We start from the raw sequence: 20,862 nt of genomic DNA, 5'->3' as shown, positions 1-20,862 counted from the left end.
GACAAGCCACTAATTAATAGTTTGCTTCAATTGCAGCAATAATTCCATTTATGTCAGCAACAGTAATATCCCACATATTAGCAGGGAACATCGCCATAATTAATGCGTGATCAGTTTGAGAAACTCTTCTTGTTTCAAGCGGTGCATAACGGATGTTCCAAGCAAATGCATACGCTTCTGAAAGTGCATGGAAAGCTTTAGCATTGTCTGTTCCTAACTGTCCTTTTGCTGAATTCAAGTAAGTAACTGCTTGTCTAGCTGTAATTTCTTCCCACATCAAACGGATTTCTTCAATTGCTGCATCACGAGAAGTCATATCGTCATTCGAAATTGCAGCACGACCTTTCAAGAAGTTATCCATCATTACTGAATTCGAATTGATGTCAGCATCTTGTTTATCACAATATTTACCCCAGAAACTACCAGGAACTGTATTTGGGAAGTCTACATCTACACCGAAGTAACCAAACGCTTCGTCAAAGTGGTGCTCCATTGCTGTATAGTAATCTCCATTTGTTGGGTCTTCAGCTTCTGTATTATCAGCATTGATTTTCGAATCTCCAAAATAAACATTTACTGCTTGGTGCATGAAAGTCGCTCCCATCAATCCTTTTTCAATCAATTGAACTGGCTCATATCCATTTTCGTCAAACAAATAAGAACTAGTTCCTGATGTTAAAACACCTGCTTGACCACTTGCAGCAGTTTCCATATAATCGTTACTTGCTGTTGCTAAGTCAGACATCCAATCTTTAAACATTTGAACGTCGTTTGTAAAAGTTTTGTTTTCTAATTGTTTCGTTGAAGAAAATGAAAAGTTTCCACCACCATTATCTCCTGTATTTGCATACATATCTATTAAAGCTTGCTCAGAAACAGTAGCTCCTGTACCCGACTTCATCAAAACAACCATTTCTTCTAATTGATTCAAACGATCAGTTTGACCACTGTAACTCACTGTTGAATTACCGTTTTCATCTACAAAAGCATAAGTCGTAGGTACAGTATAACCGTCTTCACCTTGCTCATCGTATTTACAAGAACCATCATCTTTCTCAGCTTCAGAACTATAGTTTGTTGCCAATTCATCTATACAACCTTCTTTTTTACATGCAAACATCATTGTTGCTGCTAACGTAAAAACAAAAACTTTTTTATTCATATCAGTGTTTAATTATTTTTGTGCAAAAATATAGTTTGACCAAGGAAATCACAATACCACCAATTAGGTATTTAGAATGGTTTTAAATAAACTTTTTGAGGTTAACCGACGTTATATCAATAAATAAAAGTGAAAACAATGAGTTCAAAACGTAATAAATTATCACCGGAAGAAGAAAGAGTAATCCTTCACAAAGGAACTGAAAGACCATTTACAGGAGGTCTACTCAATGAAAAAGCAAAAGGTGTTTATACTTGTAAGCAATGTGACACGCCTTTATATACCTCTGAATCTAAATTCGACTCAATGTGTGGATGGCCATCTTTTGATGACGAAATAGACGGAGCTGTTGAGAGGGTTCCCGATGCGGATGGTAGAAGAACAGAAATTGTTTGTGCGAATTGTAAAGGACATTTGGGACACGTTTTTGAAGGAGAAGGATTTACAGCTAAGAATACGCGTCATTGTGTAAATTCTGTTTCTATGAATTTTAAGGGATTATAGTATCGAAGTTTTTTTTCGAAAATTTCATCTACGAAATTTCTCTGCGCATGGTATGGACGTTTTACAAAACGTCCATACAAATACACATCCTTTTTACGCTTGCGCAAAAGCATGGAAAAACAATTAAAATTTCTGACTTTATAATCGTTTGAATAGTATTTTTGTAGATACAGTGAAAAACACTCAAAACAATTGTTTTTTACAATCTTAAAATAGGTAAAAATGAAATACAGTAAGTGGTTTGTTCGGGTCAATTGGATAACATTGGTTTTAATATTTTTGGTTGTCATTGCGGGAAGCTTTGTTCGCATTACAGGAAGTGGAATGGGTTGTCCAGACTGGCCAAAATGTTTCGGACAATGGGTTCCACCAACAGACAGTTCTGCTTTACCTAGTGATTACAAACTCATTTACAGTGAAAAACGCGCTAAGAAAGTAGAAAAATTCGGCAACATTCTTACTTCTATCGGAATGGAAGAAACCGCCGAGAAAATTCGCAACGACAAATCCATTTTATATGAGCAGGATTTTAATGCACGTAAAACTTGGACAGAATATGCCAATCGTCTATTTGGCTTCTTGGCGGGAAATGGAGTTCTTCTCGTATTTCTATGGATCATGTTGAAATACCGAAAACGAAAATTGGTCATAACTGCAACGCTTAATTTAGTTCTACTTGTGTTTCAAGCATGGTTTGGATCTATTGTTGTGGCAACAAATCTAGTACCTTGGACCATTACCGTTCATTTATTCCTTGCGCTGGTCATAATTGGTTTGCAACTTTATCTTATTCGCTTAATTGCACCTTCTCAACAAAGAAACATCAAAGTAAGTAAGCAATTTTACGCCTTGGTCTTCTTCATCTTCGTGGTTACATTTTTTCAAATGTTTCTTGGAACACAGGTAAGAGAAGAGATTGATCATCTCACTAAGGCTGGAATTGGTCGTGAAGGTTGGTCCGAAAACTTGGGAATGATTTTCTTTATTCACAGAAGTTCTTCATGGTTGGTTTTAATTCTAATCACTGTGATGTTTTGGATTTCAAGAAAAAGTAAAGACTTACGCATCATTCATTGGGCGTTTGCCATGTTAGCCATTGAATTACTCAGTGGAGTGATCTTGAATCATTTCAATGTACCTGGACTAGTTCAAACAGCGCACTTACTCTTTGCTTGTGTGTTATTTGGAATTTTAATGATGGCTACGTTTAGATTAAAAACAAAGGAAATCGCTTAACTTTTATTATTTTACAACACAATACTTAAGGTAATCAAGATGGAAAAGATTCAGAATTATATCGATGGAGAATTTGTAGCACCAAAAGAAGGAAAGTATTTCGACAATATTGAGCCCGCTATAGGAAAAGCTTATTCATTAATTCCAGATTCTCAAGCGGAGGATGTTGAAAAAGCTGTTTCAGCAGCGAAAGAGGCTTTTCCAAAATGGTCTGGATTAAGTATTGAAGAGCGCGGAGACTGGATGATGAAGTTATCTGAAGGAATTGCAGCCAGAATGGATGAATTTGTTGAGGCAGAAAGTCGTGACAATGGAAAGCCAATCAAACTTGCTGAACATATAGATATTCCAAGAGCCATTTCCAATTTCAAATTCTTTGCAACAGGTATTCAACATTACGCTTCTGAATCGCATGAAATGGTTGGTGTAGGTGTAAATTATACATTGCGTAAACCACTTGGAGTTGTGGGTTGTATTTCTCCGTGGAATTTACCTTTGTATTTATTTTCTTGGAAAATTGCTCCTGCAATGGCCACTGGAAACTGCGTAGTTGCAAAACCTTCTGAAGTCACACCATACACTGCTTACTTGTTATGTAAAGTAATGGACGACATCAATTTTCCAAGAGGTGTTTTGAATATCGTTCATGGATTTGGTCATACCGCTGGAGACGCTATCGTTCGTCACGAAGTAACCAAGGCAATTTCATTTACGGGAGGAACAACAACTGGAAAAACAATTGCTAAAATTGCAGCACCAATGTTCAAGAAATTATCATTGGAATTGGGTGGAAAAAATCCAAACATCATTTTTGACGATTGTGATTTTGACGAAATGTTACGTACGACTATTCGTTCAAGTTTTGCCAATCAAGGTCAGATTTGCTTATGTGGATCAAGAATTTTTGTACAAAAAGGCATTTACGAGAAATTTAAAACAGCATTTGTTGAGAAAATCAAAAAATCAAAGGTTTCGTATCCATCAGATCCTAAAGCACAATTAGGCGCCGTGGTTTCTAAACCGCATATGGAAAAAGTATTGAACTATATTGAATTGGCGAAGGAAGAAGGTGGAACTGTTTTAGCTGGTGGACACCAAGTGAAATTAGACGCACCTTACGATCAAGGATTTTACATTGCACCAACTATAATTGAAGGACTAGACTATCAATGCAGAACAAATCAAGAAGAAATTTTTGGTCCGGTAGTAACACTTACCCCATTCGAATCAGAAGAGGAAGTACTTAAAATGGCCAATTCAACGCAGTACGGATTATCAGCAACTATTTGGACGAATGATTTAAAACGTGCGCATCGCATGGCCAATGATATCGAGGCGGGAATTGTTTGGATCAACGCTTGGTTGGTGAGAGATTTACGTACGCCATTTGGTGGAACAAAATCTTCTGGTGTTGGTCGTGAAGGAGGCTGGGAAGCAATGAAATTTTTTACTGAACCGAAGAATGTTTTTGTGAAATATTGATAGCTGTAGGCTTTAGGCGGTTTGCTTTAGGCATGTAATACTATTGAGATTTAGTTTTAACCCAAAGGGAAAGAAAGATACTCTTCGTTAGGTTTACGCAAAGTTCCTCGAAGATTCGCAGAGATACGCAGAGAGGAAAAGATTTTTTCTAACACAGAGATCATGGAGGAGTCACAAAGGTCTATAGGGTGTTTATTCATTATAACTTACGCTGAGTTTCGCAAAGATTCGCAGAGTTACGCAAAGGAAAGAAGGCAGAAGCACTTATATTGTAGACCACGACTTGGTCAACTAAAAAGAATTCCTTTTCTAATCACGATTTTCCTAAAACAGATTTCTCCATCGAGTAAAATCAAAGATTTCACACAATGATCGAAATGACAAGTCATATGAGTAGAACATCGAAAGAGGCTGTTTCAAGCAAAGCTTGAAACAGCCTCTTTCGCCACTAAATCAAAAAATGAATGTCATTTCGAAAATGCTTGCATTGAGAAATCTAATTCTAGTTGCGTTATAAAAAACCATTCAAAACCACATAATAAATCGTGAAATGCAGCGCTGCATTGACCAATAATAACAGAATAAAAGGAAAAGTTACTTGATCAGAAGTTAGCTTTTTATATTCTTTGTCAGGCCATTGTCTGGCTATTTTACGGATTTGAGTTCCGACAATAATCGTTAAAATCAAATAGAAAATAAAATATACAAAAGCATAAATGATGATTGAACTATCCTCCAAATTATTTACATAAATGAAAATTGGAACGAAAGGCAAGAAAAAGATCAATCCGTATTTTGCTCGTCCTTGATGTATTGAATTCCAAGAAAGACTACGCATTATATATTCCAAGGCCATTATTGGTGCTTTGAAGAATTCGAATTTTTTCTTATCTATTTTACCCATCACCGATTATATATACCTAAAAGGCGACTGCGATGAAGTATGATAACCTAATTCGTAATTCTCCATTCCCCATTCGTAATTACTCAATTAAAACTATCCAACAGAGTACTTCACTTTTTCTTCCGAGCTCAATGAAGCTTTCAATTCTGGCAACATAGACAACACTGTTTTGATAATGCCTTTAACATCGAAACCAACATCTGCATAAAGCTCTTGCTGTGTACCGTGGTGAATATATTCATCAGGAATTCCAAGCCTCTTCACTTTAGAAGTATATCCTTGATCAACCATAAATTCAAGAATTGCACTTCCCATTCCGCCCATCAAACAACCGTCTTCAAGCGTGATTACTTTATCGAATTTAGAGAATATTTCATGCAATAAACTTTCGTCTAGTGGTTTCACAAATCGCATATCGTAATGTGCCACTGAAGCACCCATTCCTTCAAGTTCTTTGATTGCTTCTTGGGCAAAATTTCCAGGGTGACCAATAGACAAAATGGCTACATCTTCACCATTGGTAACTTTTCGTCCAGTTCCAACTTTAATAGGTTTCATCACTGTTTTCCATTCTGTCATAACTCCTTTGCCTCTAGGATAACGAATACTGAATGGTCCCATATTGTCTTGCTGCGCTGTAAACATCATGTTTCTCAATTCCGCTTCATTCATAGGAGCGGCAACAATCATATTTGGAATACTACGCATATAAGCGATATCGTAAGCTCCATGATGCGTTGCTCCATCAGCACCAGCAAATCCTGCACGGTCTAAACAGAAAACAACATTTAGGTTTTGCAATGCCACATCATGAATCACTTGATCGTAGGCACGCTGCATGAAAGAAGAATAAATATTACAGAAAGGCACCAATCCTTGAGTAGCCAATCCAGCAGAAAATGTTACAGCATGTTGTTCTGCAATTCCCACATCGAAAGAACGATCTGGCATTGCTTTCATCATAATATTCAACGAAGAACCAGAAGGCATCGCAGGAGTAATTCCCATGATTTTCTCATTCTTTTCTGCTAATTCTACGATGGTATGACCAAAAACTTCTTGGTATTTTGGTGGTTGAGGAGAACTCGGTACAATTTTGACAATTTCACCCGTTTCTTTATTGAAAACTCCTGGTGCGTGCCACTGTGTTGGATTTCCTTCCTCAGAATATTTGAATCCTTTCCCTTTTTTGGTCAAACAATGTAAAATTTTAGGTCCAGGAATATCTTTTAAATCTTCTAACACTTTCGCTAATCCAATTACATCATGACCATCTACTGGTCCGAAATAACGAAAATTCAACGATTCGAACATGTTACTTTGTTTCAACAAACTTCCTTTTAAAGCGGTTGAAACTTTACTCACAACAGAACGTGCGTCAGGTCCAAATTTTGAAATCTTTTCCAACATGGTCCAGACTTCATCTTTCACTTTATTGTAGGTATGTGAAGTGGTAATATCAGTTAAATAGTCTCTTAAAGCTCCAACATTTGGATCGATGGACATACAGTTGTCATTGAGAATCACCAATAAGTTAGCGTCTTTTTCAAAACCGGCATGGTTCATTCCTTCGAAAGCCAAACCAGCTGTCATTGCACCATCACCTATTACAGCGATGTGTTGGCGCTCAGGAAGTCCTTTGTAACGATTCGCAACAGCCATTCCTAGAGCCCCAGAAATTGAAGTTGATGAATGTCCAACTCCAAAAGTATCATATTCGCTTTCACTTCTTTTTGGGAAACCACTTATTCCTCCTCGGGTACGATTCGTTGGAAAAGCATCTCTTCTCCCAGTCAATATCTTATGTCCGTAGGCTTGATGACCAACATCCCAAACCAATTGATCGTTTGGAGTATCAAAAACATAATGTAAAGCTACTGTCAATTCCACAACTCCAAGACTTGCGCCGAAGTGTGAATTTCCAATTTCAGATAAAACATCAATCATATATTGACGCACTTCCTCAGAAACTTGAGGCAATTGCTCCTCTGTTAACTTACGTAAGTCAGCAGGATTATTGATGTCTTTTAAGAGGGTACCCGGGTTAAATTTCGCCATGATCTAAAATGTGTTATTACAAAAGTACACTTACTTATGATATGTACAAAACACTTTAAACTTAAAATATGTTTAAACATTGTTTTTCGCTTCGTTAGAATTTTAAATTTAAATAAATTTCTTGATAAAACAGCTTTAAAACACAGGATTTCAAGGCGAAAGAAATAATCTTAGGAGATTGTATCAAATTCAAAAACCTCATCTTTAAAAATGTCGTGATTTTTTGAATCATATGTTCTTTCAACAAATCTCACTCTCCCATCTTTAGCAATAAAAAGCAAAGTAGAACATCGTGTTCCATAGTTTGGTGTATCAATAAAAATTGAAGACATGGCTTTTTCCAGTTCTTCGGATAATCCTGTTTCTGGAAGCTCATGAGTTTCGGCTTGATCTTGATTATTCAACATAGAAAACAGCACATTTTTATTGAGTTCATCATTTTGAACTTTCGTTGCGAATCGACTTTTAAGCGCTGTTAATTTTGGCCAAGGTGTATTAAGTACAGCATTACTCACTCCATGAAATCCAGCTTCTATTTTAGTAATTTCATTCGTATGATTAGAAAAATGATACACTCCCGTCGCATCGCCAAGTAACAAATTAAAGCCATTGTATTGACCTGCTTCCGCTTGAAGTTGTAACAAATACGCTTCACATGTATCACTGGAGTTTAAAAAATCAGGAATCAATTTCCCACGGGTAGGTGCGTCTTCTTTAATGTTTTCAAGATCCCGATAATTGGTTAACGCTGCCCATTTTCCTTTTTTACTAACGCCTAGCCAAGTTCCACCACCTTGTAAATCTTTACCGGCAAGAATATATGTTTCATTTTCTTCTTTCCAAAAATGTGCAGGTACAGTTGCGCGCTGATAAAACTCATCACGATTCGCAATAAGGATTAAAGGATACTCCTCCGAAACATTATACGCAAATGTGATTAGACACATAAAATTATATAGAATAAATTACAAACTTCAACAGCGATAATTAATTTCGCTTAATCCTCTTAAAATCTAAATGTCAATCCGGCCATAAATTGAAATGCATTTACTGGGTAACCATTCCAACGTTGATAATTTTGCGCTGCAATATTATTGAAGTTTGCAAAAATTGATAAACGTTTGGTGTATCTAAATTCAGCTCCCAAATTCACATCAGCAATTACTCCCAAATCACGGTAATAAACACCATCTTCAAGTTCAGCACCCTCTATTGTTGGATCAAAAACTTGTGCTTTTCTTCCTGTTTCTAAAGAGAAATCAAGGTTTGCAATTAATTTATCTGCAATATTGTATTTACCTCTTGTGATTAACTCCAATTGTGGCAAGTTCCACGCATAAGGATTATTATTGGCTGCATAAGTATTGAACTTACCAATTACATCAATCTTCAACTTTTCACTTTGTTGATAAGAAATACTTCCTGAAATTGTGGTTACAGAAACCGTATCGTACGCCACCCTAAACTGATTTCCTGACGAATGAATAGTATCATTGATAAATAGCGCATGATTTCTCCAATTTTCAAATGACACGTTTGCATTAAAACTAATTCTCGAAGTTAATGTTCCTTTAATTCCGAAATGAAATTTATAGACACTTTCGTTTAACAGTGGATTATTTGAACCGATAAATTCATTTTCTTCAGCCAACAAAGCAAATCGTTGTTGTTTTAACCCACCTTCTATACCTGCATAAGGGATAAACATATCATCGAATAAAGAGTATCTTGCTTCAGCAATTGGATATAAACTTGCATTGGTTTCATCGTGAATATCTAATGCGAACTCCCCTCCAATCTTGAACTGAACTTTTTCGTTTAATCCATAAAAACTCGTTAATGGACGTAATTGAATAACAGTATTGTTTGATGTGAATCCAGCATCATAAGGTGAAAGCGAATCGCCCGTTACACCATAACTAAATCCATTCCAACTTACATCTAAATCAGCACGAAGGTTTGACAACAAAACATTAGAACTGGTATTGTATTGCCAGCTTGTTTTTAAGCCAACATAATTTTCCATTCCTCTCCAGTCACTTAAACTGTCAGCTTCTGGTTTACGATCTGAGAAATTATCATATTCTAAACCTATTCTATAATTTAAAGTTGCAGAATCTTTTTTGTGCGAATCATAAAATGCATTGAAACCAAATGATTGGTAACGTTGTTTTATACTGTCGCGATCTGCTTCTGGATTTTGGAAACCATAATAATGTAAACCTTGATTTCTATAATGTGCTCCTCCACCATAAGAAAAACGGCTTTCTTCAATTTTACCAAAGGCTTTCACCTGAGTATTGTCATACATTGAGGGAGCATAGTCAGACAATTCTCCCCATTCAGAATGATGTAAAGCATGCACTCCCCAATTAAATCTTCTTGAACGTGTTGAATTATAATAAACCTCTCCCAATCCTCTCAACAAACTTCCAGCACCTAGTTTTGCATATCCATTGTACAACTGTGAAAGTTGTGCTCTATGACGAATATTCGCAGGCTCAATTCCTTCGACTTCAAAAGATGTTTCCTCTTTTAACACCAATAATGGATATTCAATCACAGAAGAAGTAATTGCTGTATCAATCATTTTTGGTCGCAAATAAATACGATATGCTGGAGCGATAGATCGATCCGAATCTGTAACGATATTCACATCACCTTCGTTTTGACCAAAAGCCAATGACAAAGTAGAAAATATACTTAAAAAGATAATTATATGTTTATTCATTGTCTTCATTATTAATGTCTATCATTCGGTTTGTATCGTCTTCAAAATCGTCTGGTGTATCTTTCAATTGCATCAGTTCAGCTTTTACTTTCTCCGCCTCTTGAATCACACCATCTTCCTTGTTTGGGTAATTGCTAATCACCAAATCAATTGTTTTTTCAGCTTGGAATAAATCATCTTTCATCATAAACACTCTCGACTGAAGGATTAATGATTTGGCAATCCAAAAGTCATAAGCTGGTTTACGCTGTAACAATTCATTGTGTAATTGCTCTGCCTTTTCGTAGTTCTCAAGTTGATAATTGGCGAAAGTTAAAGTATAAAGTGCTTCAGTTCCTCTCACCTTTCCTGTGTTGTCTGCCGTCCATCGAAGAAAAGTTAGAGACTTCTGGTATTCTTCTATTTCAAAATAAGACATTCCAGCAATGTAATTCCCTTCAATCTTGATGGTTTCATCATCCAACAATTCATCTTGAAGCACTTTATTTGCAGAATATGCTGCCTCATCATAATTTTCTAGAATGTAATTGGTTCTCATTAATCCAACACGCGTATTGAATACAATTTGCGGTTGTGAAGCTAAATTTTCTAACTTCTCATAATGCGGTAGTGCACGACTGTACTGTTCACTATTATACAATAGTTTTGAGGTTCTCACAAGTGCCTCTTCCGTATATGCAGAATTTGGTCGATTAATAATATTCTCATAATAAGTAATGGCCAATTCTTTCTCTCCACGTTGGTAATAAATATCCCCTAAATAACTCAACAATTGAACAGAAAAACGTCCATTTGGATAACGATTCAAATACTTTTTCAATTCTGGAATGGCTTCATCGTATTCTTCGTTGACATACAACTCACTTGCCGTTTCATAAAAGAAAATCTCTTCATCATCTTCAGAAATCTCAGCACATGCATATTCTTTTCCTAGACTCACAATCTCATCCTGACGACGTGTTGCACGGTAAACATCAACAATTCCTTGTGTTGCTCTTTTACAAGTTTCGTCATCTAATGTATATTCATTCAAGACTCTTCTAAAGAAACTTTCTGAATCTTGATACTGCTGTTGCTTAAACTTAATGTCAGCAATTTCTATCAAAGCATCCTTTACCAAGATGTTATTCGGATATTCTTTTGTAATATTCAAGAAGTTGGTTAATGATTCATTGTATTCTCCTTTGTTTTTATAACTCATTGCGATATCAAACTTCGCTGGAATAACATAGGATGATTTAGGGTAATCATTTAAAATTCTATTCAGTGTAGAAATTTGAGCATCTCTTTTTCCTGGGATTAACTTATATACCTTAGATAACGAATATAAGTATTGATCCTTTTTAGGGATATCATAGCTCAAGGCTTTTTCGTAATTCAATGCTGATTTTTGAAAATCTGGTACAGCTTTAGTATAATAACAATCCCCAATTCTAGCGTAAGCATCTGCCAATTTAGTCTCATTCTGAATGTCATTCAACTGTGTAAAAGTCCTAAAAGCTTGTATCGCTTGGGTCCAATCTTCTTGCATAAAATAAGCATAGGCTATATTGTAATAAGCAGCTTGTTTCAATTCAACATCATTCATTCCAGGAACATTCAAGAACTCCCTGAATTCAGTAATTGCTGTTGGAAATTGCTGTAACATGTAATGTGCATCAGCTTCCCAAAACTTAGCTTTACCAGTAATCATCGGGTCAATATCATAGCGAGAAACTCCTTGCAAGGCGTCTATACTTTCTTGGTAATTCCCTCTTTCATACTTCTCAATTCCCATATTATAAGAAACAACTTGATAAGCGGTTTTTAATTTGATATTCAATACAGGTATTCTGTCCAATGATTTCAAAGCTTCTTCATAATTCTTCGTACTTGAATAGACATTTACCAAGTAACTATACACATCATCTTTGCGTTCTGAATTTGGAAATTCTTTTAGAAACAATTCAAAAGCTTTGATGGCTTCATTGTAAGGATTGTAATCTAACTTATAAGATAAAACGGCATAGTTATATAAAGCATCTTCTTGAACAACTGGGTCAAAATCCAAGTTTGCAGCCGACTTAAAAGCAGTTCTTGCATAATTTAGTTCCTCCTTTTTAAGGTAAGATTCTGCAATATGGTAAAACGAAGTTTGTCCTAATTTATCTTCTGTTCTCGACACGCGGTCAAACATGCGAATGGCCTGATCATAACTTTTACTTCTAAAATAAGCATACGCCAAAGCATAACTTTGATCTCGGGTCATTTGCTTACGATTACTATAGTCTTCTAGGTAAGCAACCGCTTCATCAAACTTTCCAATTTTATAGTAAGCATCACCAATCAAAAGATTCATTTCTGCAGAATTATTTTCGATTCCATTTTCTTCTGCTGAGAAATCTGGCGCAAACTCTGTTACTTTGTCAAAATCTCCAAGTAGATAATATATTTGAGTTAGATAATATGAAACCTCATCCTTAAAAGTTGGGTTTTCTCTTAATTTCAAAAATCCATCCAAGGCTTCTTGATAGGTTTTATTCATGTAGGCAATGTGCGAATAATAGTACAAAGCAGGCGCACTGTAGTTTGAATTACCGTCTTTTATATCAAAAAATTCATTACGCGCGGCACTGTAATCCTCCAATTGAAAGTTTGAATATCCTAACTTGAATCTATAAGCTGTTAACAATGCTGTATCAATAGCAGTTGGGTCTGTTTTATCTAACCATTCGCGTGCATCTTTATATTTTTTACGCTGATAAAAGTGTTCTCCTATTTTGAAGAAAATATCGTTTTTATAAATACTTTCAGGATATTCATTGTTGAATTCCATTAAAATTTTCACTGCATCAGTATTATATAATTCCAATGCTGAAAGACCGACATAGTATTTTGCCTTGATGTACTGTGGATCTTGGGTGTCTTCAAAATCCTTTAGAAAAGTCGAAAAAACTTCCCTTGCAGCACTGTATTGTTCTTTTTCAAACAATTCTTCAGCCCTGTAAAAATCGGCATACTCTCCACTATATTCTTTGGTGGATTGACCCCAACCAAGAGTTGAGATTAAGGTAAAAACGAGAAAAATAAAACCACGTGTTGTAATCATCTTACGACTTTAATAAATACATTTACTTTAACTTATAAAAATAGGGAGTATTGGCATTGCAATTATGAGGGCCCTGAAAAGTTTTAAACGCAAATCTGTTAAGATTGTTATTTATATCAATATAATTCTTGTATTATTTTGTTGATATTTGTAAAAATTAACGACTGTGGAGAAGGTAATCGATATAAATCAAGGAAGGGTTGAACAGAAAAAAGTAACTGTTTTACAAGATATCAATGTAACTATTTCTTCGAAGGAATTTGTTTACTTAATTGGTAAAACAGGATCTGGAAAGAGTAGTTTCCTCAAAACGCTTTATGCCGATTTAGGTTTGGCTGACGGTCAAGGGGAAGTTGTAGGATACGATTTAAATAAACTTCGAAAAAGAGAAATTCCTTTATTGAGAAGAAAAATAGGCATCGTATTTCAAGATTTTCAATTGCTCACAGATCGTTCTGTAATGAAAAACTTATTTTTCGTAATGAAAGCCACTGGTTGGAAAAAGAAATCAGTGATGGAACAACGCGGATTAGAAGTGTTAAAAATGGTAGGAATTGAAGAGAAAGCCTACAAAATGCCACACGAGCTTTCAGGAGGTGAGCAACAAAGGGTTTCGATTGCCAGAGCGTTGCTCAATAATCCAAAGTTAATTCTTGCAGATGAGCCAACAGGAAATTTAGACCCTGAAACTTCTGGAGCCATTATGAATTTATTGCATGCTATTGCCAATGAAGGAACAGCAATGCTAATGGCCACTCACGATATGGGATTGGTGGAAAAATATCCTGGTCGTGTCTTACGTGTTGAGAAAAACACAATTAAAGAAGTAGAATCATTGGGGAATTTCAATCCCTTTGAAGTACAGGAATTTTAAAAAATAAAAAGCTTCAGAAACAAATAGAGATTAGAGTAACTCCAATACATTTTCTGGTGGTCTCCCTACAACAGCTTTATCGCCATTGACAAATATTGGCCTTTCGATTAATTTAGGGTATTGAATAAAAGCATCAATCCATTCATCATCAGAAAGAGACTTTCCTTTAAAGTTTTCCTTATAATCTTTTTCTCCTTTTCTAACAATCTCTTCCGCTTTCATTCCAAGCTTCCCTAGTAACGCTTTCAATTCAGTTTTACTTGGAGTATCATCAAGGTATTTTACAACCTCTACATCTGCACCTTTTTCTTCTAAGATTTGAAGTGCATTTCTACTTTTTGAACAACGTGGATTATGGTAAATTTTCATACGAATTATTTTAAAATAGAATGGGGTTAACCTAATTTCCCTTTAAGGGATTTCATAAATTTAGAGGCATAAACGAAATCAATGATCTCTTCATTCTCTGTTTTAATGATTTCTTCTTTCGTTCCTTGCCACCAGTTTCTTCCAGTATGGATAAAAACAATATGATCTCCGATTTCAATCACACTATTCATATCGTGTGTAATGACCACTGTAGTCATATTATACTCATAAGTAATTTCTTGAATCAAGTTATCAATCAACAAAGATGTACTTGGATCCAAGCCTGAATTTGGCTCATCACAAAACAAATATTTTGGCTTCATTGATATTGCTCTTGCGATGGCGACCCTTTTCATCATTCCTCCACTTAATTCAGCAGGCAATAATTTATTTCGGCCAGATAAGTTTACTCTTTCCAAACAAGTATTCGCCCTTTCGAGCATTTCTTTTTTGGACATATCAGTAAACATTTTCAATGGAAACATGATGTTTTCCTCAACGGTCATCGAATCAAACAAAGCAGAACCCTGAAACAACATACCGATTTCTTTACGGATGTTTTTTCTCTCTTTTCTTTTCATTTTAGAAAAGTCCCTGTCGTTGTACAAAACACTTCCTGAATCGACTTCCATCAATCCAACAATACATTTTGTTAGTACAGATTTTCCTTGACCTGATTGACCTATAATCAAATTCACCTTTCCCGCTTCAAAACGAGCTGAGAAGTCATGTAAAACATGATTTTCTCCAAAGGATTTATTTATGTTTTTCACTTCAATCATTACATGAGTATTAATTGAGTAAGAATAAAGTTTGCCAATAATATAGTAATACTACTCCATACCACTGCTTGGGTAGAAGATGTTCCTACATCAAGCGCTCCTCCTTTGGTATAATATCCGTAGTAAGAAGAAACAGAAACAATAATGAATGCAAAAACACAGGTTTTCACCAAGGCATAAATAATGTCTCCCATTTTAAAGAAGGCCCTCACACCGTAAGTAAATTCTTCATGAGAAGCTAATCCGGAAGCTGTAACTGAATAATAACCTCCTAGAATACTCAATCCCATTGAACAAATAATCAAAAATGGAAAGAAGAATACTGCTGCAATAATTTTAGGTAGTACCAAAAATGAAAGTGAATTTACACCCATTATTTCTAGGGCGTCAATTTGTTCTGTCACCTTCATTGTTCCAATCTCAGAGGCGATATTCGACCCTACTTTCCCTGCTAAAATCAAGGAGATAATTGTGGGTGAAAACTCTAAAATGGTACTCGATCGTGTGATATAACCAATCGTGTACTTGGGCAACAAAGGACTATCCATATTGGATGCTGTTTGCAAGGCAATAACCGCCCCCATAAAAACAGATAAAATGGCAACAATCCCTGCTGATTTTATCCCAATAGTTTCGATTTCTGTTATCGTTCTGGTATAATAGACTTTAAAGCGTTCTGGTTTAGAGAACACCTCTTTAATCATACCAACGTATTTTCCTATGCTTGTTATGTAACTCATTACTATTGCTAAATTAATAGCTTATTCTTAAACAAGCCCAATTATTCGATAAAATTTATTCTTATCGTTACTTTTACGACGTGAAAACAAAGAGAGAAAATATATCAAAAGCATTGGAAAGTTACATTCCAACATGTTACGTCCCGTATGTGGTAGACTTGATGTTTTCTCAAAAATTGAACTTTAGAATTAGTAAACCACGCAAAACGAAGGCAGGTGATTATCGACCTCCATTCAACGGAAAACCTCACAGAATTTCCGTCAATAGTGATCTAAATCCATACGCATTTCTAATTACAACTATCCATGAATTTGCACACATGACGACTTATATCAAATATGGCGGTTATGTTTCTCCTCATGGTAAAGAATGGAAAAGTGAATTTAAACGACTATTGATTCCCGTTTTAGAAAAAAAAGAATTGCCGGAGTCGATTGAACAAGCCTTATTGAAAAGTTTGAATAATTTAAAAGCATCAAGTTGTACAGACATTCACTTAACAAGAGCTTTGATGGCGTTCAACGAGAAGAAAGAAGGCACCGCTTTGGTTGAAGAATTAGAAAACAATTCATACTTTAAATTAGGTAAAATGGTGTTTCAACGTGGAATATTGCGCAGAAGAAAGTATCTTTGCACGGAAGTAAAAACTGGCAAAAAATATCTCGTCAATCGATTGGCGGAAGTTAAGCCATTAAATGAGGAGAAATGAAAGAAAATAATTACGCTGTAATTATGGCTGGTGGTGTTGGTAGTCGATTTTGGCCAATGTCTGTAAACGAATGCCCTAAACAATTTTTAGATGTTTTAGGAATTGGGAAAACGCTAATCCAATTAACTTATGAGCGACTTACTAAAATTGTTCCTGACGAAAACATTTACATCGTAACGAATGAAAGTTATGTTGAATTGGTAAAAACACAGTTACCTAAATTGAAGTCAAATCAAATTTTAACTGAGCCAGAACGTAAAAACACCGCTCCATGTATCACATTTGCTGCAGCCAAAATATACTCTCAAAATAAAGATGCCAACTTAATTGTTGCTCCTTCTGATCATTTAATATTAAAAGAAGAAAAATTTGAACGCATCATTAGTACTGCCTTAGAACGTTCAGATAGAGAAAATAGAATTTTAACACTTGGAATAAAACCAACTCGTCCTGACACAGGATATGGATACATTCAATTCCACATGGAAGGCGATATTATCGCAGGTCAAATCTCAAAAGTGCGTCAGTTTACGGAAAAGCCGAACAGAGAGATGGCTGAAATATTCCTAAAAAGTGGAGATTACTACTGGAATTCAGGAATTTTTGTTTGGAAAGCAGCTACGATTCTAAATGCCATTCAAAAGTTCAAACCAGATTTACATGAGTTATTCTGTGGTGAATTAGAGATTTACAACACACCTGGAGAATTTGAATTTGTCAACGAAGCCTTTAGAAAATGTGAAGATATTTCTATCGATTTTGCGGTTATGGAAAACGCAAAAAATGTTGATGTTATTTTAGCCGATTTTGACTGGAGTGACCTTGGAACTTGGGGAAGTTTATTCGACCACCTTGACAAAGATGTAAACGGAAACAGTATTAAAGGAGAGAATACGCATATTTTCAAGTCTTCAAACTGCTTAATTAATCTACCTGACGACAAATTAGCCATCATTCAAGGTTTAGATAATCATATTGTGGTGGAATCGGAGAATCGTTTACTTATTTTAGACAAAAAAGATGAACAAAGTTTAAAAACGTACTTGAAAGCAATTCAAGAATCATAGTATAACACAATTTTTGACCATTAAATTATGAGTTTAGAAATCCCCAACGATTTTAATTCCGATACCGACGACAAACCGTTTATTAGGTGTAAAGTTTGCGACCGCGATTTATCAGAAAGTCAAACACCTTACACCATTGAAAAAGCATACAAACGTGTTGACGAAGGTGAAGATGTAACCTTGTTTGAAGTAGCCATTTGTATTCCTTGTGCTGAAAAACAAGGAAAAAAAATGAGCAAAGAGTCAAGAGCATACATGATGAAAATGATGGGTAACGCCTCTTTTATCGAGAAACGTCAAAAAAGATGGGAAGAAGATTGGAGAGCCGATTGGAAATCCGCTTGTTTATTTTCTGACGAAGAAATTAAAATCAATGACGAATACCATATCGTAGGTCAATTTCAAAATGGAAAAATCATTCCATCGATGACTCCTTTTGTGATTGGACAAAGTTATATCGAGGAAATCCAAGAGAATCTATCTCTAGAAACGAAGGAAGAAATGGACCGATTTGGAGAACAGTTTCTGGGACCAGATCCAGCTTTGAGAGCCTTATTGAAGGACCATCAATTCGTTATCGTTTAAATAATTACGGATTATTCAATTACGAATTTAGGTTGGGTTCGCTTCGCTCAAGTTTTTTTTTCACACGGAATCACCTACAAAAGTCGGGATATAGAGTTTTTTCACTCTTGTGTTGAACTTTCCGATGTAGAGAGGTGCGCGGAGGTTTTATCTTTGGTGATTGGATAAAATTAAAGAAATAAGTAAAATAAATATTCGGAAATTCTCCTGAGGTAAGAGGAAACACTAACCCCAATGGAGAATGCTGAATTGATAAATTAATAGCAAAACAATAATCAACAAATTTTTATACTGATTTAAAAATCAATACAAAAAGTTATTATAAGGATATCTTACTTGGAAAATTGTTTTTACTTCTTCGTAAATCACGTGTTTCAATTCGTCAAAATTCGTTTTGTTTTCAGCGGAAATAAACACACACTTGTTGTTGTCAATTTTTGAAATCCATTGACTTTTCAACTCTTCAAGAGAATAGTTCTCTTGTGTTTTTGGTGACAAGTCATCTTCCTCTTGAGGGACGTATTTATACGCATCAATTTTATTGAAAACAACGATTGTTGGCTTGTCTTTCTTGTCAATTTCAGCCAAGGTTTCATTTACCACACGGTGGTGATCTTCGAAGTTTGGATGAGATACATCCACTACGTGAATCAATAAATCGGCTTCTCGAACTTCATCCAAAGTAGATTTAAACGACTCTACCAATTGATGTGGTAATTTCCGAATAAAACCAACCGTATCTGTCAATAAAAAAGGTAAATTCTCAATAACCACCTTTCGAACAGTAGTATCTAACGTTGCAAAAAGTTTATTCTCTGCAAACACCTCTGATTTACTCAAGGTATTCATGATGGTACTTTTCCCTACATTTGTATAACCAACTAACGCAGCACGCACCAATTGACCACGATTACCGCGTTGAACAGCTTTTTGTTTATCAATTTCCTTTAATTTTTTCTTTAAAAGTGAAATTCTGTCTTTAATAATTCGACGGTCAGTTTCAATTTGTCGCTCTCCTGGACCACGCATACCGATCCCTCCTTTTTGTTTATCAAGGTGAGTCCACATGTTTGTTAATCGTGGCAACAAGTATTGATATTGTGCCAATTCAACTTGCGTTCTTGCGTGAGAAGTTTGTGCTCTGGAAGCGAAAATATCTAAGATTAAATTACTTCGGTCGAGGACTTTAATTTCAAAAATTCGTTCGATGTTTCGGAGTTGGGCTGGAGATAGTTCCTCGTCAAAAATGACCATGTCAATCTTATTCTGAAGGACATATTTCTTAACTTCTTCAATTTTACCACTTCCCAAGAAAGTTTTAGGATTTATATTTTGCAATTTCTGCAAAAACTTTTTCTCTGTTATTGCACCCGCTGTTTTTGCTAAAAACTCAAGTTCTTCAATGTGGTCGATTGCTTCTTCTTCCGATTGATTTTGTACGATTGCACCAACCAATACGGCTCTTTCTCCTTTTAAATCCTCTTTTAACTTCCCTACTTCCATTCAGTTATTCTACGAATTAATTATTTTAATATTTGAAATTATACTTCCCTTAAGGCGTCTAGAAATAGCCAGCTCCTACATTGTAAATAAAAGGCCATGGAATAGCAACAAAAATGATTATCAAACCTAATCCATAATATCTTAAAATCATTTTATGCTTTAATGCTGGAATCGTTTGCTTTTCGGCTTTCTTTCTTCCTAAAGTAACAAAAATAATGGCTACAACCATTAATAAAATATGTTCAACTGTGAAAAATCTATACGTTGTTTCACTCATGGTCTGACTTGAAAAATTTACTTTATCACTGATGGCATAAAGCGCCAATCCAAGTAGCAATTGAATGTGTAAAAAGATCATCGAAAATAGATTGATCATTTTGTCTTTTTTCTCGTATTTATCTGATTTCAAATTCGCAATTGCATTCACAATAGCAATCACCAAAAACAACAATACGATATAACGTAAACCTGAGTGAGCAGCAACTAATCCTTTCATAATTATTTTTTTTCTCAAAAATACCAAAATAGACCGATTAAAGCGTATAAAAAGGAGAAATTAAGACGAAGGCTTCTCGGATGGAAATCAAGGTTGAATTCGAACCCTTATTACTGACCTACTTGCATTCACGAAATAATAGGATTTACCGCCTTCATCAACTTTTGCATATTGCATTGTCATTACCCTTAACGCAGATTCGTCTGCATATTTAAAATATCCAGACAACATAGATACAGGATTGGCTAAACCACTTTTTGTAATTCCAACAATAATTCCCGATTGCTCTTGAGAAACTCCTAATGAGGAAATTAAATAGATAAAGTAGTGCTGATCTCATGTGCTTTTCAATTAATAGACTTAAATATAGTCGATTACTTCAAATCTACAAAAGATAAAGCCTAAAACTATTGCTAAGGCGATTTTCCTAAATAAGCTATGAATTATCTATATTTCAAATACTTTAAATCTTAAAAACGAAATAATGAAGACACTTCATAATACCCTTCAGCAAGTCCTAAAATTCAACTTATGCGTTAAATAAAGTTATGTAACCAATTCATTACAACTT

18 protein-coding genes are annotated in these 20,862 nt (G+C 35.2%); 7 read left to right on the top strand and 11 right to left on the bottom strand.

Annotation, left to right across the window (positions count from 1 at the left end):
* Positions 1–13: 13 nt before the first annotated feature.
* On the bottom strand, positions 14–1,162 hold the full coding sequence (locus tag DXU93_RS12665) for a DUF4856 domain-containing protein (protein ID WP_116881668.1): 1,149 nt from the start codon (positions 1,160–1,162) through the stop codon (positions 14–16).
* 138 nt (positions 1,163–1,300) lie between these two features.
* Between DXU93_RS12665 and DXU93_RS12660 the strand changes: the two genes are divergently transcribed.
* The 3 genes from DXU93_RS12660 (at position 1,301) to DXU93_RS12650 (ending at position 4,384) form a co-directional block, all read left to right on the top strand.
* Positions 1,301–1,666, top strand: coding sequence for a methionine-R-sulfoxide reductase (locus DXU93_RS12660; protein ID WP_116881705.1), 366 nt, complete (start codon positions 1,301–1,303; stop codon positions 1,664–1,666).
* Positions 1,667–1,888: 222 nt separating this feature from the next.
* Positions 1,889–2,902 carry a COX15/CtaA family protein gene (locus DXU93_RS12655; protein WP_116881667.1) on the top strand — a complete coding sequence of 338 codons (1,014 nt, stop codon included), beginning with the start codon at positions 1,889–1,891 and terminating at the stop codon, positions 2,900–2,902.
* Between the two features lie 39 nt (positions 2,903–2,941).
* Positions 2,942–4,384, top strand: a complete 1,443-nt coding sequence (locus tag DXU93_RS12650) for an aldehyde dehydrogenase (RefSeq protein ID WP_116881666.1) — start codon at positions 2,942–2,944, stop codon at positions 4,382–4,384.
* A gap of 511 nt (positions 4,385–4,895) precedes the next feature.
* Here DXU93_RS12650 and DXU93_RS12645 read toward each other — a convergent pair.
* From DXU93_RS12645 to DXU93_RS12625, 5 genes are all read right to left on the bottom strand, one after another.
* Positions 4,896–5,288, bottom strand: a complete 393-nt coding sequence (locus tag DXU93_RS12645) for a hypothetical protein (RefSeq protein ID WP_116881665.1) — start codon at positions 5,286–5,288, stop codon at positions 4,896–4,898.
* Positions 5,289–5,381: 93 nt separating this feature from the next.
* Positions 5,382–7,346 carry a 1-deoxy-D-xylulose-5-phosphate synthase gene (gene dxs / locus DXU93_RS12640; protein ID WP_116881664.1) on the bottom strand — a complete coding sequence of 655 codons (1,965 nt, stop codon included), beginning with the start codon at positions 7,344–7,346 and terminating at the stop codon, positions 5,382–5,384.
* A 170-nt stretch (positions 7,347–7,516) separates the two neighbouring features.
* Positions 7,517–8,293 (bottom strand): NRDE family protein, encoded by a 777-nt coding sequence (locus DXU93_RS12635; RefSeq protein ID WP_116881663.1) that lies wholly within the window; start codon positions 8,291–8,293, stop codon positions 7,517–7,519.
* 59 nt (positions 8,294–8,352) lie between these two features.
* Positions 8,353–10,077, bottom strand: coding sequence for a TonB-dependent receptor (locus tag DXU93_RS12630; protein ID WP_123776134.1), 1,725 nt, complete (start codon positions 10,075–10,077; stop codon positions 8,353–8,355).
* A complete protein-coding gene (locus DXU93_RS12625; RefSeq protein WP_116881661.1) occupies positions 10,070–13,165 on the bottom strand; it encodes a tetratricopeptide repeat protein in 3,096 nt (1,031 codons plus the stop codon). Before DXU93_RS12625 ends, DXU93_RS12630 begins: the two co-directional genes overlap by 8 nt.
* 166 nt (positions 13,166–13,331) lie before the next feature.
* Here DXU93_RS12625 and DXU93_RS12620 point away from each other — a divergent pair, with 166 nt between their 5' ends.
* Positions 13,332–14,039: a cell division ATP-binding protein FtsE gene (locus DXU93_RS12620; protein WP_116881660.1), complete on the top strand. Its 708-nt coding sequence runs from the start codon at positions 13,332–13,334 to the stop codon at positions 14,037–14,039.
* A gap of 30 nt (positions 14,040–14,069) precedes the next feature.
* On the opposite strand, the gene arsC is transcribed toward DXU93_RS12620, so the two are convergent.
* Genes arsC through DXU93_RS12605 form a run of 3 tightly spaced genes read right to left on the bottom strand, consistent with a single transcriptional unit; the run spans position 14,070 to position 15,930 of the window.
* Entirely contained in the window at positions 14,070–14,408 is a 339-nt protein-coding gene (arsC, locus tag DXU93_RS12615; protein WP_116881659.1) for an arsenate reductase (glutaredoxin), read from the bottom strand.
* A 26-nt stretch (positions 14,409–14,434) separates the two neighbouring features.
* A complete protein-coding gene (locus DXU93_RS12610) occupies positions 14,435–15,190 on the bottom strand; it encodes an ABC transporter ATP-binding protein (RefSeq protein ID WP_116881658.1) in 756 nt (251 codons plus the stop codon).
* Complete coding sequence (locus DXU93_RS12605; RefSeq protein ID WP_116881657.1) at positions 15,190–15,930, bottom strand: MlaE family ABC transporter permease; 741 nt, start codon at positions 15,928–15,930, stop codon at positions 15,190–15,192. Before DXU93_RS12605 ends, DXU93_RS12610 begins: the two co-directional genes overlap by 1 nt.
* Positions 15,931–16,010: 80 nt before the next feature.
* On the opposite strand from DXU93_RS12605, the gene DXU93_RS12600 reads away from it, so the two are divergent.
* The 3 genes from DXU93_RS12600 to DXU93_RS12590 are packed head-to-tail and all read left to right on the top strand — an operon-like array spanning position 16,011 to position 18,292.
* The gene (locus tag DXU93_RS12600) at positions 16,011–16,640 is read left to right on the top strand and encodes a SprT-like domain-containing protein (RefSeq protein WP_116881656.1); all 630 of its coding nucleotides are present in this window, start codon (positions 16,011–16,013) and stop codon (positions 16,638–16,640) included.
* A complete protein-coding gene (locus DXU93_RS12595; protein ID WP_116881655.1) occupies positions 16,637–17,707 on the top strand; it encodes a mannose-1-phosphate guanylyltransferase in 1,071 nt (356 codons plus the stop codon). Before DXU93_RS12600 ends, DXU93_RS12595 begins: the two co-directional genes overlap by 4 nt.
* Positions 17,708–17,734: 27 nt before the next feature.
* The gene (locus DXU93_RS12590) at positions 17,735–18,292 is read left to right on the top strand and encodes a hypothetical protein (protein WP_116881654.1); all 558 of its coding nucleotides are present in this window, start codon (positions 17,735–17,737) and stop codon (positions 18,290–18,292) included.
* Positions 18,293–18,595: 303 nt separating this feature from the next.
* On the opposite strand, the gene hflX is transcribed toward DXU93_RS12590, so the two are convergent.
* Positions 18,596–19,795 (bottom strand): GTPase HflX, encoded by a 1,200-nt coding sequence (gene hflX / locus DXU93_RS12585; protein ID WP_116881653.1) that lies wholly within the window; start codon positions 19,793–19,795, stop codon positions 18,596–18,598.
* 58 nt (positions 19,796–19,853) lie between these two features.
* Positions 19,854–20,291, bottom strand: coding sequence for a cytochrome B (locus tag DXU93_RS12580; RefSeq protein WP_116881652.1), 438 nt, complete (start codon positions 20,289–20,291; stop codon positions 19,854–19,856).
* Between the last annotated feature and the right edge of the window lie 571 nt (positions 20,292–20,862).

This window comes from Brumimicrobium aurantiacum, assembly GCF_003402975.1.
Lineage (GTDB): Bacteria > Bacteroidota > Bacteroidia > Flavobacteriales_D > Crocinitomicaceae > Brumimicrobium > Brumimicrobium aurantiacum.
Note: the sequence above shows the minus strand (reverse complement) of the source record. Positions and strands in the feature narration are given on the sequence as shown.